The organism is Streptomyces sp. NPDC033174, from assembly GCF_055577795.1.
Genome location: NZ_JBVIPQ010000001.1, coordinates 1,065,249 through 1,091,638 on the forward strand (window position 1 = coordinate 1,065,249; position 26,390 = coordinate 1,091,638).

Genomic DNA, 26,390 nt, shown 5'->3' on the forward strand with positions numbered 1-26,390 from the left:
TCACGTCCTCGGGCCCAACGCCGCAGGCAGACGCCCCGCGGTCGGACCACACCCCTTGGTGGTCCGACCACACCCGGCGCGCTTTTCGCTCCGCCCGCGCACCCGGCGCCGCCCCTGGCGCGCCCCCCACCGGTGGTCCGCCCACCATCCACCGCACCAGGGGGGTGCCGAGTACACCTCGTGGCCCGCGCCCGGACGCGCGACGGTTGAAGGGCAGCTGGAGGGGGCTGCCAAACCGTAGGGCAGGAGTGTCGTGAGTACATCCGTCACAACCAAACGCAGGACCGTTCTCGATACACAGGGGATCCGTCGGCTGGAGCGCGCGCCGATCCGCAGCGCCGTGGCCGACGATGTCGTCGACGAGCTGTGTGCCACGCTCTTCGCCAGGTTTCCGCGCCGTGACCAGCGCGTGAAGGCCGAGCAGTACCTCCGGGGGCTGCTCACCGCCCAGGGACGCAAGTCCATCCGCAACATCGCCGCACAGATCGGCGGCCCGGCAGCCGAACAGAGCCTGCACCACTTCATATCGAGCTCCACCTGGGACTGGCGGCCGATGCGTGCCGCGCTCGCCGGCCATGTCCAGCGCAACAGCTGCCCGCAGGCCTGGGTGGTGCGGTCCATGCCGATACCCAAAGCGGGCGAGCACTCGGTGGGCGTCGACCGGCGCTTCGACCCGGAGCGCGGCCAGGTCTTCCGGGGCCAGCAGGCGTTCGGGGTGTGGCTCGCCTCCGAGGAGGTGAGCGTTCCGGTCAACTGGCGGCTGTTCCTGCCCGATCCGTGGGTGAAGGACCGCACCCGCCGGGACCGCGCCGAGGTCCCGGAGGAGGCGGGCGAGGAGACACTGGAGGAGTGCGCGGTCGCCGCCGCCCTGGACACCGCCCGGTGGCAGGACGTGACCCGCAAGCCGCTGCTCCTGGACATCCGGGGAGGCGCCGCGCGCGCCGCACTGACCAGGCTCTCGGGGGCGGGAGTGCCGGTCGTCGCCCGGATCGGCGCGACCTGCCGGCTGTCGGTGGCGGACCGCGCGCTGCCCGGTTTCGGAGCGGGTCCGCTGCCCGCCCAGCAGATCCTGGAGTCGCTCAAGGGCCTGCGCAGGCCGGTGGGATGGCTGGACACCGCGACCGGGCGGAGGGTGTCCCGGACCTCACTGGCCACGGCGGTACGGGTGACGCTGCCGGGCCCCTCGGGTGACCGTGAGCGTCACTTCCTGCTGATGGGCGAGTGGGACGATCCGCGCCGGCCGCTGGCGCGGCTGTGGCTCACGGATCTGACGGGTGCGACGGTCGGCCAGCTGCTGCGGCTCACCAAGCTGACCCGCCGGGTCGAGCGGGACTTCGCCCAGGTCGGCGAGGGCGCGGGGCTGCGTGACTTCGTGGGCCGGTCCTTCCGCGGCTGGCACCGGCACATCACGCTCGCCTCCGCGGCCCACGCGGCCACGGTCCTGAGCGCGGACTGGGACGCGTCCTACGACACCGTCCGGTCCACCGGCTGACGACCGGGTTCCAGGCCCCGTTGCTGGGCCAGGACGTCGCGGGTCCGCTGCAGCCGCAGGGCGAGCTGGACTTCGAGGACCTGGCCCGGCTTCTGCCATTCGCCGCCGAGGAGTTCACCGATCCGCTCCAGCCGGCGCGAGACCGTGTTGGGATGGACGTGGAGCGCCTCGGCGGCGTTCGTCGGGCTGCCGCCGGAGGCGAAGTACGCCTCCAGGGTGCGGGTGAGATCGGTGAACCGCTCGGCGTCGTAGTCCAGCACGGGACCGATCGCGGCCTCGATGAAACCGTCCACGTCGTGGTCGTCGGAGAGCAGCAGCCCCAGAAACCCCAGGTCCTGGACGGACGCGGCGGAGCCGACGCCGTTCAGCGCCGTCATCGCGTCCAGGCAGCGCAGCGCCTCCAGATACATCCGCCCCGCGCTGTCCGGGCTCCAGCCGGGGCCGGCGGCGCCCACCGAGACGGGGTGGCCGAGCAGCGGTGACAGCTCGCCGGAGACCGCGCGCGCGGCGGCCGACGCGTCGAGTCCGGGCAGCAGCAGGACGATGCAGCCGCCCTGGACGGTCTTCAGACCGGACATCCGGTAGGCGTACGACGAGGCCCAGACGACCGCCCTGCCCTGCTCGCCGCCCTCGGGCCGGGCGACCACCAGGACGTGCGGCTTGCGCAGGTCGATGCCGAGCCGGCGGGCGCGCTGCACGATCTGGTGCGGCGCGTGCTGCGGTTCGGCCAGCAGATCGTCGAGCAGCTCGTCACGGACGGGCCCCTCGGCGACGGCGGTCGAGCGCTGCATGAGCAGCATGAACGCGACGCACTGGGCGGCCAGTTCGAGCAGCCGCTCGTCCTCTCCGGTCAGCCCGGTCGCGGGGCGTATCACCACCACGCCCAGGTCCTCGGAGCCCGCGATGACCGGGGCGACCCAGGTGTTGTCGCCGGTGACGACGGGCCGGCGGCCCGCGTGCGCGTCCAGCGACGCCTTCGCCACGGCCTCCTCGTCCAGGCCGGGTATGTCCCCGCCGGTCGCGAGACTCGACGCGAGACTGCGGCCCCCGGGGTCACGGATCATCACGGTGCCGTCGAGGGCGTCGCCCGCGGCCTTGGCGACATTGCACAGATCGCCGCCCGCCAGCACGAGGTTCATGATCCGGCTGTGTGCCTCGCTGACGTGCCGCATCCGGGTGAGGCTCGTACGGGCCCGCGAGCTGTCGAGCTCCAGCTCGGTCACCTCGGCCCGGGTCTGCTCCAACAGACCCGCCTTCTCGATCGCCACGGCCGCGAGGTCGGCGAGCGAACACATCAGACCGATCTCGTCAGGGGTGTAGTGGCGGACCCTGCGGTCGGCGCCGTAGAGCGCGCCGACCGACGAGTCTCCGCTGCGCAGCGGCACGGCCATGATGGCGCGCAGCCCTTCGACCCGTACGACCTCGTCGATGACGTCGGAGTGCGGAAAGCGGTCGTCGTGGAGGTAGTCGGCCGTCCACGCGGGCGCTCCGTTGGCCTGCGCCTCGCCGCCGAGTCCCCGGCCGTCGAGGACCCGCAGGCCGGTGTGGAGGGCGGTGGCGGCGCCCTCGGTGGTGTGGATGAACGACGTGCCGTTGCCGCCGCGCAGACTGACGTACGCCATGTCGAAGCTGAGCAGGCGGCGGGCGCGCCGGGTGATCACCCGGAGCAGGCTGTCCAGGTCGTACGGGAACGTCAGATCCCGGGCTGTGTCGACCAGGGCCTCGAGCCCGGCCTCCCGCTGCTCGCGTCGCGTGAACGACGAGCCGATCCCCCGGGCCAGCTGAACGGCCCTCTCCAGACGGGCGAGTTGCTCACCGGACGCCCCTTCCCGGCGGGCGTGGTGCAGCAGTTCGTCGAACCGGCTCGGCGGAGCTTGCTGTGCGAGCAATTCGAGCACGGTCAGTGCGTCGGCGCCGCCGGTATCCGCTCCTTCCACGGTCATGGTCCCAACCCCCGTTGTGTAACGAAACAGAAAACCCCGGATCGCTGGCCGAAACTAGTTCGGCCCCGAGGCAGGGTCAACGGTGACCTGTGCCACTGCATTCCCTGTGTGTCATGGTCACCGTGCCACACCGTGATCGGTGTCGTGGGACCACCTTCTCCGACGCCGACCGGTCCGGAGAAGCTTGACCGGCAAGCCGACGGGGCAGTTGGGGCCGCGTCGACGCCGGAGGGAGACGGGTGTCGGAGATCCGCGACCACGAACGGTCGCTGCCACGCAGTAGGAAGGCACTGGCCGCGCCGGGCCGGTCCCGTGTGTTCTCCCTGCGCGGCCCGGGGTGGGACCGGCCGGCCGGTGTGTTCGCCTTGTCCTACGCCGCGTCCACCGGGGCGCGGGGGCCGAGGGCGGTCCGCGACGCCGATCCGACGTGGGACTTCGCCCGCCTGCTCCTACGCCCGGAACCGGCGCGGCAGGGTTGAGGGACGCGCGGCCCGCTAGCGGTGGTGGCTGTCCCCCACCGTCGGCGGCGCGTTGTGCGCCCCGAGGGAGTTGAAGGACGTCCGGTTGTGGTGCGCCCGCTCTCGGGCCGCCTGCTCGATGAGCAGGCCCTCCACGTTCTGCGTGCGGCCGCCTCCGCGCCGCAGCAGGGTGACGATCAGGAGCACGACGGCTCCGGCCAGGACTCCGAACAGAATCAAGATCGATGCCACTGTGATTCCCCCCGTGCTCAACTGCTCCTACGGCCACCGTACAGCGGGGAACCGCCGCTCACACGGCTGTTCGCGCGTTCGCCGCCCGGGTGAGGGCCGGCCGCATGGGGGCCGGCGGGACGTCGTCGCGGCCCGTCATCAGGCTCACTTGGGCCACCGCCTGGTGGAGCAGCATCGAGAGCGACGGTGTTGACGGCGCCGACGGCGCGCGCCCGCTCCGAGACCGTGTCCAGCAGCGGAAGGACCGCCCGCGTCAGCGGCATGGTGAGCGAGACGCCTGGCCCAGCCGTCGTCCAACGACCGTGGAGCGCCCGGGAGTTCGCGCGCGTCGCAGTCGATGGCCGTGTAGCTCCAGTCGTCGAGAGCGAGCGCTTCGTAGGCGGCCCGGTGCAGCACCGGGGACAGCGAGTGGCCGACCGGTGAACCCAGGACGGCCGCCCGTGTCACGGGGAGGCCGTCCGCAGGACGACCCGCCGGCCGTGCAGGGCGCCCTTCTCCAGGCGCCGGTGGACGTCCGCCGCCTCGCTCAGCGGCAGCGCCTCCACCGCCCGCGGCCGCAACCGCCCCGCCGCGAGGAGCCGGTTGATCGTCACCGACGCCTCCGCCAGCTCCGACGCCGAGGCGTGCGAGATGGCGAAGCCGACGATCGAGCAGTCCTTCATGTAGAGCTGCCCGGCCGGCAGCACCGGCGTCGAACGGGCCCCGGCCAGGATGACGACCCGGCCGCGCCGCGCCAGCAAGTCCACGGTGTGGCCCAGGTCGTTGGTGCCCGAGCAGTCGAGATAGGCGTCGACGCCCCCGGGGCTCGCCTCCGCGATCCGCTGGTACACCTCGGGCGCCCGGTAGTCGAAGACCTCCGCCGCGCCCAGCGACCGCACGTACTGCGCGTCCCGCTCGCTCGCCGTGGCGAGGACCCGCGCGCCGGCCTCCGCGGCCAGCACCACCATCGCGCTGCCGACGTTGCCGCCGGCGCCCGCGACCACGACCGTCTCGCCGGGCCTGATCCGTCCATGGGTGAACAGCCCCAGATACGCCGTCGCCGCCGGGTGCACCACAGCGACCGCGGCGGTCGGGTCGACGCCGGCCGGCAGCCGGTACAGCCGGTCGGTGGCGACCACTGCCTTCTGCGCGGCGGCGCCCTGACGCCCCCCGTGCCCGAGGCTGTTGCTCCAGACCAGGTCGCCGACGGCGAAGCCGGCCGCTCCCGGACCCACCTCGGCGACCGTGCCGACCAGGTCACGGCTGATCACGAAGGGAAAGGGCGTGGGCGTACGGAAAAGCCCGGACCGGACGAATGTGTCCACCGGATTGGCCGTGGCGGCCAGGACGTCGACAAGGACGTCCGTGGGCCCGGGGCGGGGATCGGCCACGACCCCGTATTGAATGACGTCCGGTGATCCGAGCTGTTCGATGTAGGCAGCGCGCATGGGACGGGATTCTGGCAGGGGGGCCCATGTGTTTCCCACCCGTAACCCCTTGTGTGTCAACTCCGTATGGATCTGCGGGATTAGCGGCCTAGGCTGAGACCGTGAAATTGACAATGAGGGATGTGAAGCCGGGCGAACCGGCCATGGCCGACGATGTCGCGCCACTGATCAGGACCCTGCGACCGGGTCTCGGAGAAGTCGAGTTCACCGAATTCGCCGTCGCGTCGCACGGACAGGGGCTGGTGTTCACCGCCGTATACGATCCCGCCGGGCGGTGTGTGGGCGTCGCCACACACCGGGTCCTGGCGACCAGCCGCGGCCGGCTGCTCTTCGTCGACGACCTCGTCACCGCGCCCTCCGCCCGCTCCACCGGTGTCGGCGCCCACCTCCTCGCCGAGCTGCGGGAACGCGCCAGGCGGGCGGGGTGCGTACGGATCGAGCTGGACACCGGCACGGCGAACCACGGCGCTCAGCGCTTCTACCACGCACAGCGGATGCGCATCGGGGCGCTGCACTTCGCGCTGGACGTGGCGGAAGCGGACGCGCCCGCGACCTGACGTACCGCGCCCTGGACTTGACGGACCCTGAAGCCATTCGTTGACCCCCACCCACCCCCCTCAGCAGTATTCCCGTCGACCGGTGAAAACAGCCCTCATATTTCGGCTCAGGAACGGCCCCTGCCGCAATTCCCATTCCCGCAGGGGCGGCCCGACTTTGGCATATCTCTACTGACGAGAGCTTGGGGTCATGCTGCTTCAGCGCATTGGAAACCGTGGCATCCGGCTGGGCACGCTGTTCGAGCGCGCGGCGGCCCGGCATCCCGCGAACGTGGTGATCCTCGATCACGACCTCGACATCGCCCCCCGGCTCGGCCGGCGGGCGACCGTCGCGGAGGTCGCGGATCTCATCGACGACTTCGCCTCCCGGCTGTGGGCCGCGAAGGTGCGTCCCGGTGAGCGGGTCGTCGTCTACAAGTCCGACGGCTTCGACATCACGCTCCTTTCCTGCGCCATCGCCCGCATCGGAGCCGTACCGGTGCTCCTCTCGCCCAAGCTGGACGGCGAGACCGCGGCCGAGCTGGTGCGCCGCACGGACCGGCCGTTCCTGCTGACCGACGCGGCCAAGCTGGAGAACGACCTGCCCGCATCGGTCTTCGACCGGGCCGAGAAGGTCCTGCTGGCCTCGGGCAGCCACGAGGGCGCCGTCGAACTGGCCTCCCTGGAGGGCGTCGACCGGGTGGCCCCGGTGACCATGCCCCCGGAGCACCCCACGCTCATCACGCACACCTCGGGCACCACGGGGACGCCCAAGCTCGCCGTGCACACCGGCCGGACGCTCGAGGCGCGCTACCGGCCGCAGGCGTCCGTGATCAAGCCGCTGTTCCGGCGCCCCGAGCCCATCGCGATGCACGTCTCGTTCGTGCACTCGCGGCTGTTCACGGCGCTCGCGATCTCCCTGCACCGGGGCTTCCCGATCATCGTGCTCGCCGACTCCGACCCCAAGCGGGCCGCGGACCTCTTCGCGCAGCTGCGCCCCGGCATCCTGGAGGCGCACCCCAACTCCTTCATGGAATGGGAGGAGTTGGCGCACGACCCGCGCCGGCCGCTGGCCAATGTGAAGCTCTTCAGCTCCACCTTCGACGCGATCCACCCGAGGACCGTGCACCGGCTGCTGCGTGCGTCGCGGCGCAGGGCCCCGCTGTTCGGCCAGCTGTACGGGCAGAGCGAGGTCGGCCCGGCCGTGGTGCGTGCCTTCACCCGCCGCCGCTCCCTCGACGACGACGGCCGCTGCGTCGGCCACCCCTTCCCCGGCTTCACCGACGTACGGGTCGTCAGCCGCGACGGCAAGGAGCCGTCGCCCGACAACCCCGGCTACATCGAGGTCCGCAGCGACGGCCGGATCGTCACCTACCTCGGTGAGCAGGCCCGCTACGACCAGCAGGTCTCCGAAGGCGGCTGGTGGCGGATGGGCGATGTCGGCTACCGCACCAAGTGGGGCTGCGTGCATCTGCTCGACCGCGAGGTCGACCTGATCGAGGGCTTCGGCTCCACCCTGGCCGCCGAGGACACCCTGTTCGGGAAGCTCGACGAGCTGGCCGAGGTCATCATCATCCCGGGCGAGGACGGGACCGCCGTCCCCGTCGTCTGCACCAAGGACGACCGGCCGCTGGACCACGCCGCCTGGAAGGCAGCGGCGGCGTCGCTGCCGCCGATGGCGGAGCCGGTGCAGTGGCGCCTCGGTGAGCTGCCGCAGACCGCCACGACGAAGATCAAGCGACTGGAGCTCGCGCGGCTGCTCGCGGCCGGCGACCAGGGCAAGTAGCCCTTCCCGAGCGGCGGCGGGCGCCCTTCCGCGCCTGCCGCCCCACCCCTGCCGCCGCGCTCCGCGCCGTCACCGCGCAGCCACCGCCCCCATCACCCGAGAACGGAGACCCTATGAAGAGCGGTCATGCGGAAGTCTGCATCGTCGGCGCCGGCCCCCGTGGGCTGTCCGTCCTGGAGCGGCTCTGCGCCAACGAACGGCTCTCCCCTGCGTACGGCACGCTGACGGTCCACGTCGTCGACCCGGCGGCGCCCGGCGCGGGGGCCGTGTGGCGCACCGAGCAGTCGCGGCATCTGCTGATGAACACCGTCGCCTCACAGGTCACCGTGTACACCGACGACAGTGCGCGGATCGAGGGGCCGATCGAGCCGGGACCGAGCCTGTACGAGTGGGCGCGGGAGCTGTCGGCGCTGGCCGACGCGGGCGCGTCCACCGACGGCTACGACGCGGCGACCCTGGCGGAGGCGCGGCGGCTGGGCCCCGACGCGTACCCCACGCGCGCCTTCTACGGGCGCTACCTGCACGACAGCTTCCTGCGGGTGGTGGCGCGGGCGCCGGAGCACATCACCGTACGGGTGCACCGGACGCGGGCGGTCGCCATGGCCGACACCCACGGGGTGCCGGGCGGGCCGCAGGGGGTGCGTCTGGAGGACGGCACCCGGCTCAACCACCTCGACGGGGTGGTGCTCGCGCAGGGCCATGTGCCGGCGAAGCTCACGGCGCGCGAGGCCCGTACGGCGAGCCTCGCCCGGATCCACAACCTCACCTATGTCACGCCCGGGAACCCGGCGGACCTGGACCTCGGCTCCATCGAGCCGGGACAGCACGTCCTGCTGCGCGGTCTCGGGCTGAACTTCTTCGACCACATGGCGCTGTTCACGGTCGGACGCGGCGGGGCGTTCGAGCGCCGCGAGGACGACCGGCTCGTGTACCGGCCGTCCGGCCGTGAGCCGAGGCTCTTCGCCTCGTCGCGGCGCGGCGTGCCGTACCACGCGCGCGGCGAGAACCAGAAGGGCGCGTACGGACGCCACCTGCCGCAGCTGCTCACCCCGGAGTTCATCGCGGACCTGCGCCGCAGGTCGGTCGACGGCGACCGGGTCAACTTCAGCCAGGACCTGTGGCCGCTGATCTCCCGCGAGGTGGAGAGCGTCTACTACGGCACGCTGCTGGAGTCCCTGGGGCGCGGCGCCGAGCGGGAGGAGTTCACCACCCGCTATCTCGCCCTCGACGGCGAGGCCGAGCGAGAGGCGCTCGTGGCCGAACACGGCGTCAAGGAGGCCGAGCGCTGGGACTGGGAGCAGCTGTCGAGGCCGTACGGGGAGCGGGAGTTCGCCGACCGGTCGGAGTTCCGGGCGTGGCTGCTGGCGCATCTGGCGCGGGACGTCGCCGACGCGAGGGCGGGGAACGTCGAGGGGCCCCTGAAGGCCGCGCTCGACGTGCTGCGCGACCTGCGCAACGAGGTCCGGCTCGCGGTGGACCACGGCGGCCTGGAGGGCAACTCCCACCGGGACGACCTGGAGGGCTGGTACACCCCGCTCAACGGCTTCCTGTCGATCGGCCCGCCGGCGTCGCGCATCGAGGAGATGATCGCGCTGATCGAGGCGGGTGTCCTCGAGGTGATGGGCCCGGGCACCCAGATCCGCCTGGACGCGGCGGCCCCGTCGTTCGTGGCCGCGTCCGGCACGGTGCCGGGGCCGCCGGTGAGGGCGGCGGTCCTGATCGAGGCGCGCCTGCCGGAACCGGACCTGCGACGCACGCGGGACCCGCTGATGCTGCACCTCCTCAACACCGACCAGGCGGCGCCGTACCGCATCGCCGGTGCCTGCGGGACGAGTTACGAGACCGGCGGCCTGGCGGTCACCGAGCGCCCGTACCGCGTCATCGACGGCCGCGGCCGCCCGCACCCGCGCCGCTTCGCCTACGGCGTCCCGACGGAGTCCGTCCACTGGGTGACGGCGGCGGGCATCCGGCCGGGCGTCGACTCGGTCACCCTCAGCGACTCCGACGCGATAGCCCGCGCCCTGCGCACCCTCCCCCCATCGGCGCACGTCCCCCAGTCCGTCCGCCCGGTGACGGACGACGCCGAACTGACGGGGGTGATCGTGTGACGCCGCGAACGGTCGGGGCCGCGCCGGGCGCGGCCGGCGCGGGCGCCGCAGACAGCCCGGCGGCAGCCGCCGAGAACCCCGGCAGCCCGCACGCCTCCGGTGCCGAACCGGGCGCCGCAGGTACGGGCGCCGACACCGCAGCCGCGGGGAAGGCATCGCGCGGCGAACGCGACCCGGGCGCCGCAAGCAGCCCGGCGGCGGCAGCCGCCGAGAACCCCGGCAGCCCGCACACCTCCGGTGCCGAACCGGGCGCCGCAAGTACGGGCGCCGACACCGCAGCCGCGGGGAAGGCATCGCGCGGCGAACGCGACCCGGGCGCCGCAAGCTGCCCGGCGGCGGCAGCCGCCGAGAACCCCGGCAGCCCGCACACCTCGGGCGCCGCAGGCGCCCACGACGCCCGTGAGCCGCTCGGGCAGGACGCCGCAGGCCCCCACCCCGCAGGCGCGCGGCGTGCCGCGGAAGCCGCACCCGTCCCCGCCGACGCCTACGATTCCGGGTTGCTCTCGCCCGTGCGGGCCGGGACGCCCGTCGAGAGTGCCGTCGGGGACCGGGCGTGGCTGCAGGCCATGCTCGATGCCGAGGCGGCGCTCGTGCGGGCGCAGGCGCGGCTTGGGACGGTGCCCGGGTTCGCGGCGCGGGCCATCACGCGGGCCGCCCGGGCCGAGCGGTTCGATGTGCGGGAGCTCGCGCTCAGTGCGCGGGAGACCGCCAACCCCGTCGTGGGTCTGGTGCGGGCGCTGACCCGGGTCGTCGCCGCGGACGACCCGGCCGCCGCCGAGTACGTGCACCGGGGTTCGACCAGTCAGGACATCTTCGACACGGGCGCGATGCTGGTCGCGGACCGGGCGATCCGGGTCATCCGGGCCGACCTCGGACGTACCGCCGCCGCGCTCGCCGGGCTCGCCGCCCGGCACCGGGACACGCTGATCGCCGGGCGGACGCTCGCCCTGCACGCCGTGCCGACGACCTTCGGGCTGAAGGCGGCCGGCTGGCGCCAGATCGTGCTGGACGCCGACGCCCGCCTGGGCCGGGTGCTCTCAGAGCTGCCGATCTCCCTGGGCGGCGCCGCCGGGACCCTCGCCGGGTACGTCGAGTACGCGCGGATCGACGGCCCCGCCGACCACCCGGTGGAGCCTGGCGCGTACCAGGACCGGCTCTCGGAGGCGTTCGCCGCCGAGACCGGGCTGACCCGTGTCATGCTGCCGTGGCACGCCCTGCGGACCCCGGTCGCCGACCTCGCGTCCGCGCTCGCGTTCACCGCCGGCGCGCTCGGGAAGATCGCGGTCGATGTGCAGTCGATGACCCGGACCGAGGTCGGCGAGGTCACCGAGCCGACCCGCGCCGGCCGCGGCGGCTCCTCCGCGATGCCGCAGAAGCGCAATCCGGTCCTCGCCACCCTGATCCGCAGCGCCGCCCTGCAAGTACCGGCGCTGTCCGGCGGGTTGGTGCAGTGCCTGGTCTCCGAGGACGAGCGGTCGGGCGGCGTGTGGCACGCCGAGTGGCAGCTCCTGCGCGAGTGCCTGTGGCTGACCGGCGGCGCCGCGCACACCGCCGTGGAGCTCACGGAGGGCCTGGAGGTCCGTGAGGACCGGATGCGGGAGAACCTCGCCCTCACCGGCAGCCAGGTCGTCTCCGAGCGGATCGCCGCCGTCCTCGCGCCCCGGCTCGGAAAGGCCGCCGCCAAGGAGCTGCTGACGTGGGCGTCGGTCACCGCGGACAAGAGCGGCCGGCCGCTGCGAGCCGTCCTCTCCGAGGCTCCCGAGCTGCACGGTCTGATGGACGCCGACGAACTGGCGGCGCTGTGCGACCCGTCCCAGTACACCGGCGCGGCCGGTCCCCTCGTGGACCGCGCGCTGCGCGGGACCGAACGATGAGGGGCGGTGCGTGATGGCGTCCGGTCGCTGGATCGAGGACTGGGACCCGGAGGACGTCCGGTTCTGGGAGACGCGCGGCAAGACCGTCGCCCGCCGCAACCTGGCGCTGTCCGTGCTCTCCGAGCACATCGGGTTCTCGGTGTGGAGCATGTGGTCGGTCCTCGTGCTGTTCATGTCCCCGCGGATCGGGCTCCCGTTCACGCCCGGTGAGAAGTTCCTGCTGGTGGTCACGCCGACGCTGGTCGGCGCGGTGCTGCGGCTCCCGTACAGCTACGCCGTCACCCGCTTCGGCGGCCGCAACTGGACCGTGTTCGCCACCGCCGTCCTCCTCGTCCCGGCGAGCGCCGCCGCGTACTTCGTCCAGCGCCCGGGCACCGACCTGTGGGTGTTCCTGGTCATCGGCGCGCTCGCCGGCGTCGGCGGCGGCAACTTCGCCTCCTCGATGACGAACATCACCGCCTTCTTCCCGCAGCGCCACCAGGGCTGGGCCCTCGGGCTCAACGCGGGCGGCGGCAACCTCGGGGTCGCCGTCGTCCAGCTCCTCGGACTCCTGGTCATCAGCACGGCCGGTGACACGCACCCGTCGTACGTCGCCGGCGTCTATCTGCCGCTCATCGTCACCGCCTCGCTCCTCGCCGCCCTGCGGATGGACAACATCGCGCCTCTGCGGGGCGGGGGCGGCGGCGCCCAGCGCGAGGCGCTCGGCAACCGCCACACCTGGTGGATCTCCCTGCTCTACATCGGCACGTTCGGCTCGTTCATCGGGTACGGCTTCGCCTTCGGGCTCGTCCTGCAGACCCAGTTCGGGTCGACGCCGTTGGAGGCGGCCTCGTACACCTTCCTCGGCCCGCTGCTCGGCTCGCTGGCCCGTCCGATGGGCGGCAGGTTCGCCGACCGGTGGGGCGGCGCGCGGGTCACCTGCTGGACGTTCGTGGCGATGGCCGCCGGGACGGGGGTGCTCCTGACGGCCTCGGAGCGGGACTCGTTCGCGCTGTTCGTCGGCGGGTTCACCGTGCTGTTCGTCCTCACGGGCGTCGGCAACGGCTCCACGTACAAGATGATCCCCGCCGTCTTCGCCGGGCAGGCCGGTCTCGAGGTGACCGGGGGCCGTGACGCCACGGCCTCCTTCGCCCGCGCGCGCCGCCTGTCCGGCGCGGTGATCGGCATCGCCGGTGCGGTCGGCGCGCTCGGCGGGGTCGCCGTCAACCTGGTCTTCCGCGCCTCCTACGGGGGCGGAGGCGGAAGCGGCACCCCCGCGTTCCTCTCCTTCCTCGGTTTCTACGCGGTCTGCGTGGCGGTGACCTGGGCGGTCTACCTGCGCCCGGCGCGCGCGGCCGAGTCCGGCCCCGCTCCCGTACGGCCGGGAGTCACCCGTGTCTGACCCGCGCGTTCCGGTGCGTACCGTGCACACGCACTGCCCGTACTGCGCCCTGCAGTGCGGGACCCGACTGACCCGGGTCCCGGAGGACGAGGTACGGGTCGAGCCGTCCGCGTTCCCCGTGAACCAGGGCGGCCTCTGCCAGAAGGGCTGGACGGCCCCCGAGGTCCTCGGCGTGCCGGACCGGCTGCGGCAGCCGCTGGTGCGGGGCGCGGACGGGGCGCTCGCCCCCGCCGGCTGGGACACCGCCCTCGACCTGATCGCCGGGCGGCTGAGGGCGATCCGGCGCGCGCACGGTCCGGACGCTGTGGCCGTGTTCGGCGGCGGCGGCCTGACGAATGAGAAGGCTTATCTGCTGGGCAAGTTCGCCCGTGTCGCGCTCGGGACGAGCCGGATCGACTACAACGGCCGGTTCTGCATGTCCTCGGCCGCGGCCGCGGGCAACGCGGCGTTCGGCATCGACCGGGGACTGCCGTTCCCGGTGACCGATCTGGGCCGGGCCGATGTCGTCCTGCTGGCCGGCGCCAACCCGGCCGAGACGATGCCGCCGCTGATGCGCCACCTCGACCGGGCCGACCTGATCGTCGTCGACCCGCGCCGCACACCGACCGCCGAGCGGGCGCTGCTGCATCTGCGGCCGGTGCCCGGCACGGATCTGGCCCTGGCGCTCGGCCTGGCGCACGTGGCCGTCGTGGACGGTCTGCTCGACCACGCGTTCCTCAAGGACCGCACCAGCGGCTTCGACACGGCATGGCGGCATGCCGTCTCCTGGACGCCGGAGCGGACGGAACGGGTCACCGGGGTCCCCGCGGACGAACTGCGGGAGGCGGTACGGCTGCTGGCCGGCGCCCGTCGCGCCTATGTGCTCACCGGCCGGGGCGCCGAGCAGCACAGCAAGGGCGCCGACACCGTCTCGGCGTTCATCAATCTCGCGCTGACGCTGGGCCTGCCGGGCCGGGTGGGCAGCGGCTACGGCTGTCTGACCGGACAGGGAAACGGCCAGGGAGGGCGCGAGCTGGGCCAGAAGTCCGACCAGTTGCCCGGCTACCGAATGATCACCGACCGCCGGGCGCGTGAGCACGTCGCCGAGGTCTGGGACGTACCGGCACGGTCACTGCCGGGTCCGGGCCCCAGCGCGTACGAGCTCCTCGACTCGCTGGGCACCGGGAGCGGTCCGCGCGCCCTGCTGGTCTTCGGCTCGAACCCGGTGGTCTCCGCCCCGCACGCCGGCCGGATCACCGAGCGGCTCGCCGCGCTGGACCTGCTGGTGGTGGCCGACTTCGTGCCGTCGGAGACGGCGCGGATGGCCGATGTGGTGCTTCCGGTGACCCAATGGGCAGAGGAGGAAGGCACCTTGACCAACCTGGAGGGACGGGTCCTGCGCCGCCGCGCGCTCCTCGACCCGCCCGCCGGAGTCCGCGGCGACCTGGAGGTGCTGCGGGAGCTGGCGGTACGGCTCGGCCAGCCGGCCGAGCGGTTCCCCGCCGCGCCGCGCGAGGTGTTCGAGGAGCTGCGCCGGGCGAGCCGGGGCGGGCGCGCCGACTACTCGGGGATCAGCTACGAGCGGCTGGACGCGGGCGAGGCGCTGCACTGGCCGTGCCCGGACCGCGGCGGCATCGGCACACCCCATCCGGGCACGCCCCGGCTCTTCCTGGACCGCTTCGCGCATCCGGACGGCCGGGCGCGCTTCACCCCGGTCGACCACCGCGACTCGGCCGAAGTCCCGGACGCGGAGTACCCGTTGTACGCCACGACCGGCCGTGTCCTCGCCCACTACCAGTCCGGGGCACAGACCCGCCGGGTGCGGCAGCTCAACGCCGCGGCGCCGGAGCCGTTCGTGGAGGTCCACCCGGACACCGCCCGGCGCGCCGGGCTCAACGAGGGCGCGAGCGCGCGGGTGACGTCGGCGCGCGGGTCGGTGGTGGCGCGGGTGCGGCTGGTGGAGAGCCTGCGGACGGACACGGTGTTCCTGCCGTTCCACTACACCGGGGAGGGACGGGCGAACCTGATCACCAGTGGGGCGCTCGACCCGCGCAGCGGGATGCCGGAGTTCAAGGTGAGCGCGGTACGGATCGAGCCGGCCGCGGTGACGGCATGAACCGGATCGTGGTCGTGGGCAACGGACTCGCCGCGCACCGCCTGACCGCGCGGCTGGCGGCTCTCGGGCACCGGGGGCCGGTAACGGTCCTGGGCGCGGAGCCCGTTCCCGCGTACCAGAGCACCCTGCTGACCTCCGTCCTCGACGGCACCCTGCCGCCCGAGGCGCTGACGCTGCCCCCTCCGCCGGAGGGCGTCCGGGTCCGGACGGGCGTCACCGTCCACGGCATCGACCGCGCCCGGCGCCTCGTGCACGCCACGACACCGGCCGGCCGGACCGTGAAGCGGTACGACACGCTGGTCCTGGCGACCGGCGCACGCACGGCGGTCCCGGGATCCCCGGACACCGGGGCGGTGCGGACCGTGCGGACCCTGGCCGACTGCGTACGGCCCGTCCGGGGCCGGGTGGCCGTCGTGGGCGGCGGAGTCCTCGGCGTCGAGACGGCCTCGGCGCTGCGCCGGCGCGGCCACGAGACGGTCCTCGCGCACGCCGGCCCCCATCCGATGAGCCGGGGCCTCGACCCGGTGGCCGGCGCGCTGGTGGCCTCGTGGCTGGAGGATCTGGGGGTCGAACTGCGCCTCGGCACCCGCGTCACGGCCTGGGACGACCTGCGCGCCGACACGGTCCTGCTGTGCACGGGCACGACCCCCGAGACGTCCCTCGCCCGGGCGGCCGGCCTGGAGGTCCACCGCGGCATCCTGGTCGACGCCCGGCTGCGCACCAGCGACCCGTCGATCCACGCCCTCGGCGACTGCGCGAGCCCCCCGGGCGGCTCGGCGGGCCACCTCTCCGAGACCTGGTCCCAGGCGGACACCCTGGCGGCGGTCCTGTCGGGGGCGTCCACGACGGGCTACGTCCGCCCGCCGCTGCTGGTGCGGCCGAGGACGCCGGGGCTGGACGTGGCGTACATGGGTGGGGGGTCCGACGACGGGGCGCCCCGGCCGGCTGCGGCCGAACCGAACCGGACCACGGGGGACGGCGCCCCGTGCTCGGCGGCGGAGGTGTGCCCGCCCGCGGTGAACCGAAGCCCCGGCGCGGCGGGCTCCGCCCACACGCCGGCCACCCCGCCGGACTCGCCGGCGCCGGGCGCCGCCCGTCCCGAGGGCGAGGTCGTCACGCTTTCCGATCCCGCCCGGGGGCGTTACGCGCGGCTCGTGGTGCGCCAGGAGCGCGTCGCCGCCGCCGTGTTGGTCGGGTTGCCGCGGGCCATCGCCGACGTGGGGCAGTTGTTCGACCAGGGCCGGCCCGTGCCCGGCGACCGGGTGGCGTTGCTGCTCGGAAGCGCCGTGCGGGACGCGGAGAGCGAACCGGCGGCGCTGCCGGACGACGCGGTGCTCTGTCAGTGCAACCACGTGACCAAGGGGGACGTGGTCCACGCCTGGCACGACGGCGCGCACGATGTGCGCGCGGTCGCGGTGGCGACCCGGGCCACCACCGGGTGCGGGGGCTGCGCCGACGGCGTGCGGAGCCTGTGCGCCGCCCTGCGCGGCGCGGCCGAGCCTCTGGAGGTGGTGTCATGAGCCGGATCCTGGTCGTCGTCGGCCATGGCATGACCGGCCACCGGCTGGTCGAGGAGTTGCGCGCGCTGGACCGTACGGACAGCTGGCGGGTCGTCGTCCTCGCCGAGGAGCCGCGTCCCGCCTACGACCGGGTCTCCCTCTCCTCCCTGGTCGACGGCCGCACCCCCGCCGAACTGGCGCTCGCCGCCCACGACCCCGTGGTCGACCTTCGGCTCTCCGCGCCGGTGACCGCCGTCGACCGGACCGGCCGGGCCGTGATCCGCGCGGACGGCACCCGCCAGCCGTACGACGCGCTGGTCCTGGCCACCGGATCGCGGCCGTTCGTGCCGCCGGTGCCCGGGCGCGATCTGCCCGGCTGCTTCACGTACCGGACGGTCGAGGACATCGACGCCATCCGGGCGGCCGCCCGGCCCGGCCGGCCGGCCGTCGTCATCGGCGGCGGGCTCCTCGGTCTGGAGGCGGCCGACGCGCTGCGGCTCCTCGGAACACGGCCCCATGTCGTGGAGATGGCGGACCGGTTGATGCCCCTCCAGGTCGACGCCACGGGTGGCGAGCTGCTCGCCTCCCTGGTCGGCGGTCTGGGCGTCCGCGTGCACTGCGCGGCCGTGACCGCGTCGGTGGACGCCGGCGCCGACGGACGGGTGTGCGGGGTGACCCTGGCGGACGGCACGAGGATCGAGACGGAACTCGTCGTCTTCTCCGCCGGGATCCGCCCCCGCGACGAGCTCGCGGCCCCGGCCGGGCTGGCCACCGGCGAGCGCGGCGGTTTCCTCGTCGACGACCGGCTGCGCACCGCCGACGGGGCGATCTGGGCGATCGGCGAATGCGCGGCGGTGGCGGGCCGGTGCCACGGCCTGGCCGCGCCGGGGTTCCGGATGGCCGCGTCGGTCGCCCGGCAGCTGCTGGGCCTCGGTCACGCGCCGTTCGAGGACACCCCCGCAGCGACCCGGCTCAAGCTGCTCGGGGTCGGCGTCGCGGGGTCCGGTGACATCCATGCCCGTACGGAAGGGGCGATGGAGTTCACCGAAGTGGACTGGACGGCCGGGCGCTACGCCAAGCGGGTCCTCTCCGGCGACGGGCACACGGTGCTGGGCCGGGTCGAGGTGGGTGCCACGGAGTCGTACGGCAGGGTGCGGGAGTCCTCGGACACCCTCCCCCGCTCTTGACAGGCTCATGGCAACAGATCGGCGCCGACGTACGCGGAGAGGGCGGATGAGCGACGAAATGAGCGAGGGGGCCGGCGGCGGACCGGTCTGTCCGGAGCGCGGCGCGGTGTCGGCCGCCGAACTGCGGCTGCGCTGGCTGCCGGCTGTGGAGCGGCTGCCGCGCATCCCGGACGCCCACCGCGGCCCCGAGGTCGGACTGCGGGTCGCCGCACGCCTGCTCGGCACCGACGAACAGGCGGTGAAGCAGCTCATCGACGCCGGTCTGCCGTCCGAGGAGACCGCGGACGGTGTGCTCCTGGACCGGTACGACCTCATGAACCTGGGTCTGCTCGCGGGGACCGGCCGGTCCATGGCCGAGGCGGCCGAGCGCCGCTGGGCCGTCCAGCCGGCCGGCCCGTCGGCCGGCTGGACGGCCGGACGGCGCCTGCGGCTGGCCATCTCGACGCACTGCTCGGACGGGTGCGTGACGTCACCGGGGCCGCCCCTGTGCGCGACCGCGCTGACGCCCGGTACAGCGACGGTGCACACCTGGCGGACGCTGGAGCCGGGCGGCCGGGTCCTGGCGGAGGTGACACTGCGGGGCCACGCGTGCCGGGCGCGGTCGCGGGCGGCGCGGGATGTGTTCGGAGAGCTGTACGACGGCCTCCTGACCGGGCGCTACCAGTACGCGAGACTGCCCGCCGCACTCGCCGGCGACCCCGAACAGGCTCTGGCAGCCGGGGTGTTGGACTCGGTCACTGCCGCCCTGGTGATGGCGGTCCACGCCCGGGCCGCCGGCCTGGCCGTCCGCACCCGCGGCGGTTTCCTGCTGGGTCCCTCCGGCCCGTACCAGAGCGCGGGCATCCCGCACGCCTGGGCGGAGGTCAGGGAGGCGGGCCTGTGGGTGCCGCTGGATCCCGTCCAGGCCTACCGGGCGGGCCGGTACGCCGGAACCCCGTCCGGGTTCGTGGACTTCTGCCGGGGCTCGCGCCCGAACTGGGTCCTGGCCTGGGAACGGGAGGCGGGCGAGCCGCTGATGGCGCACCGGTGTACGGACGGGGGGCGGCCGGAGTCGTTCTGCCGACAGCTGCCGGCGAACTGCCGCGTGGCGCCGTAGGGAACACCGCGGAGCTGCACGTCGCCGGGCAGGATCCGGGAACGCCGTGGGCGCGGTGATCTCGGGGCGGGAGCACGACCCGTTCGGGCGCGCCCTACCGGTGTCGGAGTGCCCCGAGGTAGGACTGGACGTTGCGGCGGGTCTCGGGGACGCTGTCGCCGCCGAACTTCTCCACCACCGCGTCCGCCAGGACCAGAGCCACCATCGCCTCCGCGACGATCCCCGCCGCCGGCACCGCACACACGTCGGAACGCTGGTGATGGGCCTGGGTGGCCTCACCGGTGGCGACGTCGACGGTGGCCAGCGCGCGCGGGACGGTGGCGATGGGCTTCATCGCCGCGCGGACGCGCAGGAGTTCGCCGGTGCTCAGGCCGCCCTCGGTGCCGCCGGCGCGGCCGGAGGTCCGCTTGATGCCCTCGGCGGTCTTGACGATCTCGTCGTGAGCCTTCGAACCAGGCACGCGGGCGAGGTCGAATCCGTCGCCGACCTCGACACCCTTGATGGCCTGAATGCCCATGAGCGCGGCGGCGAGCCGGGCGTCCAGCCGACGGTCCCAGTGCACGTGCGAGCCGAGACCGACCGGAACCCCGTACGCCAGCACCTCGACCACACCACCGAGGGTGTCGCCGTCCTTGTGGGCCTGATCGATCTCCGCGACCATCGCCTTCGACGCATCCGCGTCCAGACAATGCACCGGATCCGCGTCCAGCCGCTCCACATCCGAAGGCGCCGGATACACCCCGTACGGAGCCCTCGCCGCCGCCAGCTCCACCACATGCGACACGATCTCGATCCCCGCCGCCTCCTTCAGGAACGACCGGGCAACCGCACCCAACGCCACCCGCGCCGCCGTCTCCCGAGCGCTGGCACGCTCCAGAACCGGCCGGGCCTCGTCGAAACCGTACTTCTGCATACCCGCAAGGTCGGCATGCCCAGGACGCGGCCGCGTCAACGGCGCATTACGCCCCGACTCCTTCAACTCCGCAGGATCCACCGGATCGGCCGACATCACCTTCTCCCACTTCGGCCACTCCGTATTACCCACCATCACGGCCAGCGGAGAACCCAGCGACAGCCCATGCCGCACACCACCCAGGAAGGTGACCTCGTCCTGCTCGAACTTCATCCGGGCACCACGCCCATAACCCAGACGCCGCCGCGCAAGATGGTCCGCCACCAGCTCAGTGGTGACCGGAACGCCGGCGGGAAGACCCTCCAGCGTCGCCACCAGCGCGGGTCCGTGGGACTCCCCAGCGGTCAGCCAACGCAACCTGCTCAACGATGCTCCTCAAGGTCGTACGCCGGAAAGAGCCGGCGCAGCTCGGTGTGGAAGCCGGGGAAGGTCTTGCCGACGCACGCGGGGTCGTCCAGTGTGATCGTCCCGGCGGGCTGCCCAAGGGCGGTCGCGCCGAGACCCAGCACCGTGAACGCCATCGCGATCCGGTGGTCGCGATGGCAGGCGATCCGGGTGGGGGCGGGGGTGCCGGGGTGCACGACGACCCAGTCCCGACCCTCCTCGACGTGCACCCCGGCGGCTCGGAGGTTCTGTGTGACGGCGGCGATACGGTCCGACTCCTTGAGCCGGGCGTGGCCGATGCCCCGGATGGTGATGGGCTTGTCGGCGAGCGGCGCGATCGCGGCGAGGGTCATGAAGGTGTCGGAGATCTCGCCCATGTCGATGTCGAAGCCGCCGGTCAGCCGGCCGGTGCCGGTGACCGTCGTGGAGTCGGCGGCGATGTCGACGTCCGCGCCGGCCAGCCGCAGCGCCTCGGCGAACCGCAGGTCGCCCTGGAGGCTTCCGCTGCCGAGTCCGGGGACGGTGACCGTGGTGCCGGTGACGGCCGCGGCGGCGAAGACGTACGAGGCGGTGGAGGCGTCCGGTTCGATCACCAGGTCCGCGGCACGGTAGGCGCCGGGGGTGACGCGCAGGACGCCCTCCGCTTCGGTGACCTCGGCGCCGAAGTGACGCATCAGCGCCAGGGTCATGTCGATGTACGGACGGCTGACGATGTCCCGCGCGCCGATGACCAGCGGGGTGCGCATCAACGGCGCGGCCATCAGCAGTCCGGTCAGATACTGGCTGCTCAGCGAGGAGTCGAGGACGATCTCACCGCCGTCGAGGCCATTGGCGTCGAGGGCCAGGGGCAGGGTGCCGCCGGTCTCCGTACGGAGCGGGGCGCCGAGCCGCGCGAGGGCGTCGGCGAGCGGCCACAGCGGGCGGGCGCGCAGCTGGGCGGAGCCGTCGAAGGTGAACGCGCCGGTGCCGGTGGCCGCGAACGGCGGCAGGAAGCGGGCAGCGGTGCCGGCGTCGGCGCACCAGACGTTGGCCGGCCCGGTCGGGCCGCGTCCGCTGCCCGTGACCTCCCAGCAGGTGTCGTCGGCGGTGGCGCGGACGGGCACGCCGAGGCCGGTGAGGGCGGTGCGGAAGGCGAGGGTGTCCTCGCTGACGAGCGGCGCCCACAGCCCGGTGGTGCCCTCGGCGGCCGCGGCGAGCAGCAGCGCCCGGTTGGTGAGGCTCTTCGAGCCGGGGATCCGGGCGGTCCGGCCGGGGGCCGGTGTCGTGGCGGCGGTGGTCATGGGATCTCCGGTTCGTCGGCGGGTCCGGCGGCCGGCCCGGGGGTGGACGCGTCGGCGAACTCGTCGGCCAGGGCGCGCAGGGCGACCCGGTACGACCCGATGCCGAGGCCGGTGATGGTGCCGCTGGCGACCGGGGCGACGACCGAGAGGTGCCGGAACTCCTCGCGTGCGTGCGGGTTCGAGATGTGCACCTCGATGAGCGGGGCGGTCCGCTGGGCCGCCGCGTCACGTACCGCGTACGAGTAGTGCGTGAGGGCGCCCGGGTTGAGGACGACGGGAAGGGAGCCGTCCGCCGCCTCGTGGAGCCAGTCGACGAGCTGCCCTTCGTAGTTGGTCTCCCGTACGTCGACGTCGAAGCCCAGCTCCGCGCCGAGCTTCCGGCAGGCGTCGACAAGACCGGCGTAGGAGGTGGCGCCGTAGACGTCGGGCTCGCGCGAGCCGAGCCGGCCGAGGTTCGGACCGTTGAGGACCAGGACCCGGCGGTTCACGCGGACACCTGGCCGTAGGCGGCGACGAGGATCTCGGGATCGGGTCCTTCCAGGACGGACGGCCGCGCGGGCCCGTCGAGGACGATGAAGCGCAGCAGGTCGCCCCGGGACTTCTTGTCGACCTTCATGGTTTCGAGGAGCTTGGGCCACTGGTCGCCGCGGTAGGTGAGCGGCAGCCCGACGGAGGAGAGCACCGAGCGGTGCCGCGCGACGGTCGCGTCGTCCATTGCGCCGGCGAGGCGCCCGAGTTCCGCGGCGAAGACCATGCCGACGGAGACGGCGGCGCCGTGGCGCCAGGTGTAGCGCTCGTTCTTCTCGATGGCATGGGCGAGGGTGTGGCCGTAGTTGAGGATCTCGCGCAGGCCCGCCTCCTTGAGGTCGCTGGAGACGACCTCGGCCTTGACCCGGATGGAGCGTTCGATCAGTTCGGCGGTGTGCGGGCCGGAGGGGCGGCGGGCACCCCGCGGGTCCGCCTCGATGAGGTCGAGGATGACCGGGTCGGCGATGAATCCGGCCTTGATGATCTCGGCGAGGCCGCCGACGTAGTCGTGGACCGGGAGCGAGTCCAGGGCGGCCAGGTCGCAGATGACCCCGGCGGGCGGATGGAAGGCGCCCACGAGGTTCTTGCCGGCGGCGGTGTTGATGCCGGTCTTGCCGCCGACGGCCGCGTCCACCATGCCGAGGACGGTCGTCGGCACGGCGATCCAGCGCACACCGCGCAGCCAGCTCGCGGCCACGAAACCGGCCAGGTCGGTGGTGGCACCGCCGCCCACCCCCACGATCACATCGGTACGGGTGAATCCGGCGCGGCCCAGCTCGTCCCAGCACCCGGCCGCCGTCTCCGCGGTCTTGGCGCCCTCCGCGTCGGGGACCCGCAGGACGAGGGTCTCGTACCCCCGGTCTTCCAGATCCTCGCCCAGTGTCCCGGCGAGGGCGGCGAGGGCCTTCGGGTGGATGACGGCAACCCGCCGGGCCTTCGCGCCGATCAGGGCGGGCAGTTCGCCGAGGAGTCCCCGGCCGACCAGCACCTCGTACGGATCGGTGCCGGCGCTGCCTCCGACGGGGATGCGTGTCACTGTCCGATCGGTCCGTTCGGTCATACGTCCTTCAGCTCCAGTGCGTCGAGGACCGCCTGGGCGACCTCTTGGGGGGTGCGGCCGTCGGTGGCGACGACGGCGCGGGCGACCTCGGCGTACAGCGGGTGGCGGGCCGCGGTCAGGCGCCGCCAGCGCTCCCGTGGATCGGAGCAGCCGGTGAGCAGCGGGCGCCCGGTGTCCGATCCGACCCGGCGCACCGCCTCGTCGGCGTCCAGCGACAGATAGGCGACCGGCTGCCCGCCGAGCAGCGCGCGGGTGCGGGGGTCGAGGACCGCGCCACCACCGAGGGCGAGGACGCCCGGGTGGGTGGCGACGGCGGCCCGTACGGCGAGGCGCTCCAGCTCGCGGAAGCGCGCCTCGCCGTCGGCCGCGAAGATCGCGGGGATCTCCCGGCCGTCGGCGGCGACGACGTCCGCGTCGGTGTCCCGGTAGGGCGCGCCGAGCCGCTGCCCCAGGAGCGCGCCGACCGTGGACTTGCCGGAGCCCATGGGGCCGACGAGGACGACCAGCGGGCCGGTCATCACGCCACGGGTACGCGGGTGACGAGCGCGCCCAGCAGGTCACCCACGATGCGCGGCCCGCTCTGCGTGAGGACGGACTCGGCGTGGAACTGCATGGACGCGAAGTGGGGGCCGCGCAGCGCGTGGACCTCTCCCGTCTCCGGGTCCCGGCTCACCTCGATCGCGCCGATGTCCGGGCAGTGGATCGCGTCGGACGCGCTGCGGGCGGCGAACGTGTTGTAGAAGCCGACGCGTTCACGGCTGCCGAAGAGGTCGATCTCCTTCTGGACGCCCTGGTTGGGCACGTCGCGGCGAGCCAGGTCGAGACCCAGCCGCAGGCTCAGGACCTGGTGGCTGAGGCAGACCGCGAGGAACGGCCGGCGCTGCTCCAGGAGCGTCCCGATGGCGTCGCGCAGATGCGCGATCTTCGGGTGGTCGCCCTCGCGCGGGTCGCCCGGGCCGGGGCCCATGATGACGAGGTCGTAGCCGTCGAAGGAGTACTCCTCGTCGAAGCGGCGGACGGTGACGCGGGGCCCCATGGAGCGGACCTGCTGCCCGATCATCGAGGTGAAGGTGTCCTCGGCGTCGACGATCAGGATGCGCTGTCCGTCCAGAACGGGGTCGGGGCGGCCGCGCGCCTCGTCCTCGGCCAGCCAGAAGCCGGCGATGGTCTCGTTGCGCTGCTCCAGGGCGGCACGCACGCTCGGGTGGGCGTGGAAGCGCGACGTTCCGTCGTCCTCCAGCGCGGCGAGCAGCCCCGCGGCCTTGGCCCGGGTCTCGGCGACCTCGGACTCCGGGTCGGAGTGGCGTACGAGTGTGGCGCCGACACCGATCCGCACCCGTCCCGTGCTGTCGATGTCGGCGGTCCTGATGAGAATGGCGGAGTCCATGGTGCGTCCGCCGTGGGCGTCCCGGCCGATGAGCGCGACCATGCCGCTGTAGTAACCGCGGCCCCGGGGCTCGTACTTGCCGATGACGCGGCAGGCGCTCTCCAGCGGGCTGCCGGTGACGGTCGGCGCGAACAGCGTCTCGCGCAGAATGTCGCGGGGGTCCCGGGTGGTCCGGCCCTCGATGAAGTACTCGGTGTGGGCGAGGCGGGCCATCTCCTTGAGGTAGGGGCCCACCACCCGGCCGCCCGCCTCGCAGATCCGGGCCATCATCTTGAGCTCTTCGTCGACGACCATGTAGAGCTCGTCGGCCTCCTTGCGGTCGGCGAGGAAGTCCAGGACGCCGGGGAGGGTGGGGCCGGTGGCCGGATAGCGGTAGGTGCCGCTGATGGGGTTCATCACGGCGGTGCCGTCGCTGAGGCTGACGTGCCGCTCCGGGGACGCGCCGACGAAGGTCCGCTCCCCGGTGTGGATGATGAAGGTCCAGTAGGCCCCGGACTCGCGTTCCAGCAGACGCCGGAAGAAGGCGAGCGCGCTGGGCAGCCCGTAGTCGGTGATGTCGGCGGTGAATGAGCGGCGGATGACGAAGTTCGCGCCCTCGCCGGTGCCGATCTCGTCCGCGATGACCCTGCGCACGATGTCGGCGTAGGCGGAGTCGTCGACGTCGAAGTGGCCGCCGGCCAGCCGGGTCGGGACGTTCGCAATCCGCGTCAGGGCCGCGTCGAGGGGCACCGTCGTCTGCTCGGCGACGGTCATGGCGATCAGCGGCGAGCCGTCGTCGTTGCACGCGAAGCCGCGCTCGGCGATCTGACGGTACGGGACGACGGCGAGGACCTCCTGGCGCGCGGCGCCCGGGGTGCCGGGGCCGTCGGGCAGCGGGATGTCCGCGAGGGTCGCCGGAAGCGAGACGTCCCCGAGGAGGACGTCGAGGGCGTCGGGGCCGGTGGTCTCGGGGCGGTGCAGCACCGCGAAGGCGGGCGGGCGCGGACCGAGCACCCGGCCGAGGAGATCGCCGGCGTCGTCGGGCAGGTCTCGGGGGGCGTGGTCCTCGCTCATCCCAGTACCTCCTTGGTGGTGGTGACGACGGCGCAGCGCTTGGCGGCGTAGTCGACGGTCTGCCAGTGCTCGGCCTCGGTGAAGTCGCCGATGGCGTCCGCGACCAGGAAGGTCTGGATGTCGTTGGTGAACGCCTCGACGGCGCTCGCGAGGACGCCGACATGTGCGTAGACACCGCAGATGATCAGCTGGTCGCGGCCGTGGAACCGCATCCGCTCCAGCAGATCGGTCTTGAAGAAGGCGCTGTAGCGCCACTTGGTGAGCAGCCAGTCGCCGGAGGCGGGGGCGAGCGGGTCGACCACGGCACGGTCGGCGGGGTCGACCTTCATCCCGGGGCCCCAGAAGTCGGCGAGCAGCCCGCGCTGTTCGGGGGTCATGCCGCCGGGCTGCGCGGTGTACGCGACGGGGACGCCGTGGGCGGCGCAGCGGTCGCGCAGCTGGGCGGCGTTGGCCACGATCTGGTCGCGCAGGGGCTGCGGGAAGGGATTGAGGAAGTAGCGCTGCATGTCGTGGACGAGCAGCACCGCGCGGTCCGCGCTGATGGACCACGCGGGGGTGTTGGAGGGCAGGGCGCCCGCCGTCGGCAACGGATAGGCCTCGATGGGCGGTATCCCGGCCATGACCGTCCTCTCGTGACTCGTACTGGGGTGA

Annotated in this window: 21 protein-coding genes and 1 pseudogene; 10 read left to right on the forward strand and 12 right to left on the reverse strand. The window is 73.5% G+C overall.

Features of this window, described 5'->3' with window-relative positions:
* The first annotated feature begins 304 nt into the window (after positions 1–304).
* Positions 305–1,492: an IS701 family transposase gene (locus tag ACZ5VC_RS04800; protein ID WP_469118938.1), complete on the forward strand. Its 1,188-nt coding sequence runs from the start codon at positions 305–307 to the stop codon at positions 1,490–1,492.
* Here ACZ5VC_RS04800 and ACZ5VC_RS04805 read toward each other — a convergent pair.
* From ACZ5VC_RS04805 to ACZ5VC_RS04825, 5 genes and pseudogenes are all read right to left on the reverse strand, one after another.
* Complete coding sequence (locus ACZ5VC_RS04805) at positions 1,465–3,435, reverse strand: helix-turn-helix domain-containing protein (protein ID WP_469118644.1); 1,971 nt, start codon at positions 3,433–3,435, stop codon at positions 1,465–1,467. The two genes, ACZ5VC_RS04800 and ACZ5VC_RS04805, sit on opposite strands and share 28 nt — an antisense overlap.
* Positions 3,436–3,929: 494 nt before the next feature.
* Positions 3,930–4,133: a hypothetical protein gene (locus ACZ5VC_RS04810; RefSeq protein WP_469118645.1), complete on the reverse strand. Its 204-nt coding sequence runs from the start codon at positions 4,131–4,133 to the stop codon at positions 3,930–3,932.
* Between the two features lie 70 nt (positions 4,134–4,203).
* Positions 4,204–4,320, reverse strand: a complete 117-nt coding sequence (locus tag ACZ5VC_RS04815) for a hypothetical protein (protein ID WP_469118939.1) — start codon at positions 4,318–4,320, stop codon at positions 4,204–4,206.
* 7 nt (positions 4,321–4,327) lie between these two features.
* Positions 4,328–4,592, reverse strand: a pseudogene (locus ACZ5VC_RS04820) (shikimate dehydrogenase); the annotation flags it as partial.
* Positions 4,589–5,572, reverse strand: a complete 984-nt coding sequence (locus ACZ5VC_RS04825; protein ID WP_469118646.1) for an NADPH:quinone reductase — start codon at positions 5,570–5,572, stop codon at positions 4,589–4,591. The gene ACZ5VC_RS04825 and the pseudogene ACZ5VC_RS04820, both read right to left, overlap by 4 nt.
* A 101-nt stretch (positions 5,573–5,673) precedes the next feature.
* Here ACZ5VC_RS04825 and ACZ5VC_RS04830 point away from each other — a divergent pair, with 101 nt between their 5' ends.
* From ACZ5VC_RS04830 to ACZ5VC_RS04870, 9 genes are all read left to right on the forward strand, one after another.
* Positions 5,674–6,129 carry a GNAT family N-acetyltransferase gene (locus tag ACZ5VC_RS04830; RefSeq protein ID WP_469118647.1) on the forward strand — a complete coding sequence of 152 codons (456 nt, stop codon included), beginning with the start codon at positions 5,674–5,676 and terminating at the stop codon, positions 6,127–6,129.
* Positions 6,130–6,319: 190 nt separating this feature from the next.
* Positions 6,320–7,894, forward strand: coding sequence for an AMP-binding protein (locus ACZ5VC_RS04835; protein WP_469118648.1), 1,575 nt, complete (start codon positions 6,320–6,322; stop codon positions 7,892–7,894).
* A gap of 113 nt (positions 7,895–8,007) precedes the next feature.
* Positions 8,008–10,002 (forward strand): FAD/NAD(P)-binding protein, encoded by a 1,995-nt coding sequence (locus tag ACZ5VC_RS04840; RefSeq protein ID WP_469118649.1) that lies wholly within the window; start codon positions 8,008–8,010, stop codon positions 10,000–10,002.
* Between the two features lie 497 nt (positions 10,003–10,499).
* Complete coding sequence (locus tag ACZ5VC_RS04845; protein ID WP_469118940.1) at positions 10,500–11,876, forward strand: nitrosuccinate lyase; 1,377 nt, start codon at positions 10,500–10,502, stop codon at positions 11,874–11,876.
* Positions 11,877–11,889: 13 nt separating this feature from the next.
* Entirely contained in the window at positions 11,890–13,257 is a 1,368-nt protein-coding gene (locus tag ACZ5VC_RS04850) for a nitrate/nitrite transporter (protein ID WP_469118650.1), read from the forward strand.
* Positions 13,250–15,352 carry a molybdopterin oxidoreductase family protein gene (locus ACZ5VC_RS04855; RefSeq protein WP_469118651.1) on the forward strand — a complete coding sequence of 701 codons (2,103 nt, stop codon included), beginning with the start codon at positions 13,250–13,252 and terminating at the stop codon, positions 15,350–15,352. The genes ACZ5VC_RS04850 and ACZ5VC_RS04855 overlap by 8 nt, the downstream gene beginning before the upstream one ends.
* Positions 15,349–16,872 carry an FAD-dependent oxidoreductase gene (locus tag ACZ5VC_RS04860; RefSeq protein WP_469118652.1) on the forward strand — a complete coding sequence of 508 codons (1,524 nt, stop codon included), beginning with the start codon at positions 15,349–15,351 and terminating at the stop codon, positions 16,870–16,872. Before ACZ5VC_RS04855 ends, ACZ5VC_RS04860 begins: the two co-directional genes overlap by 4 nt.
* A complete protein-coding gene (locus tag ACZ5VC_RS04865; RefSeq protein WP_469118653.1) occupies positions 16,869–18,038 on the forward strand; it encodes an NAD(P)/FAD-dependent oxidoreductase in 1,170 nt (389 codons plus the stop codon). Before ACZ5VC_RS04860 ends, ACZ5VC_RS04865 begins: the two co-directional genes overlap by 4 nt.
* Positions 18,039–18,084: 46 nt before the next feature.
* Positions 18,085–19,134, forward strand: a complete 1,050-nt coding sequence (locus ACZ5VC_RS04870) for a transglutaminase-like domain-containing protein (RefSeq protein ID WP_469118654.1) — start codon at positions 18,085–18,087, stop codon at positions 19,132–19,134.
* Positions 19,135–19,228: 94 nt separating this feature from the next.
* On the opposite strand, the gene aroC is transcribed toward ACZ5VC_RS04870, so the two are convergent.
* The 7 genes from aroC to ACZ5VC_RS04905 are packed head-to-tail and all read right to left on the reverse strand — an operon-like array spanning position 19,229 to position 26,359.
* The gene (gene aroC, locus ACZ5VC_RS04875; protein ID WP_469118655.1) at positions 19,229–20,413 is read right to left on the reverse strand and encodes a chorismate synthase; all 1,185 of its coding nucleotides are present in this window, start codon (positions 20,411–20,413) and stop codon (positions 19,229–19,231) included.
* Entirely contained in the window at positions 20,410–21,711 is a 1,302-nt protein-coding gene (aroA, locus tag ACZ5VC_RS04880; RefSeq protein WP_469118656.1) for a 3-phosphoshikimate 1-carboxyvinyltransferase, read from the reverse strand. The genes aroC and aroA overlap by 4 nt, the downstream gene beginning before the upstream one ends.
* The gene (aroQ, locus tag ACZ5VC_RS04885) at positions 21,708–22,199 is read right to left on the reverse strand and encodes a type II 3-dehydroquinate dehydratase (protein WP_468714885.1); all 492 of its coding nucleotides are present in this window, start codon (positions 22,197–22,199) and stop codon (positions 21,708–21,710) included. Before aroQ ends, aroA begins: the two co-directional genes overlap by 4 nt.
* Positions 22,196–23,299 (reverse strand): 3-dehydroquinate synthase, encoded by a 1,104-nt coding sequence (gene aroB / locus ACZ5VC_RS04890; protein ID WP_469118657.1) that lies wholly within the window; start codon positions 23,297–23,299, stop codon positions 22,196–22,198. The genes aroQ and aroB overlap by 4 nt, the downstream gene beginning before the upstream one ends.
* Positions 23,296–23,817 carry a shikimate kinase gene (locus tag ACZ5VC_RS04895; protein WP_469118658.1) on the reverse strand — a complete coding sequence of 174 codons (522 nt, stop codon included), beginning with the start codon at positions 23,815–23,817 and terminating at the stop codon, positions 23,296–23,298. Before ACZ5VC_RS04895 ends, aroB begins: the two co-directional genes overlap by 4 nt.
* Positions 23,817–25,739, reverse strand: coding sequence for an anthranilate synthase family protein (locus ACZ5VC_RS04900; protein ID WP_469118659.1), 1,923 nt, complete (start codon positions 25,737–25,739; stop codon positions 23,817–23,819). The genes ACZ5VC_RS04895 and ACZ5VC_RS04900 overlap by 1 nt, the downstream gene beginning before the upstream one ends.
* Positions 25,736–26,359, reverse strand: coding sequence for an isochorismatase family protein (locus tag ACZ5VC_RS04905; protein ID WP_469118660.1), 624 nt, complete (start codon positions 26,357–26,359; stop codon positions 25,736–25,738). Before ACZ5VC_RS04905 ends, ACZ5VC_RS04900 begins: the two co-directional genes overlap by 4 nt.
* Positions 26,360–26,390 lie beyond the last annotated feature (31 nt).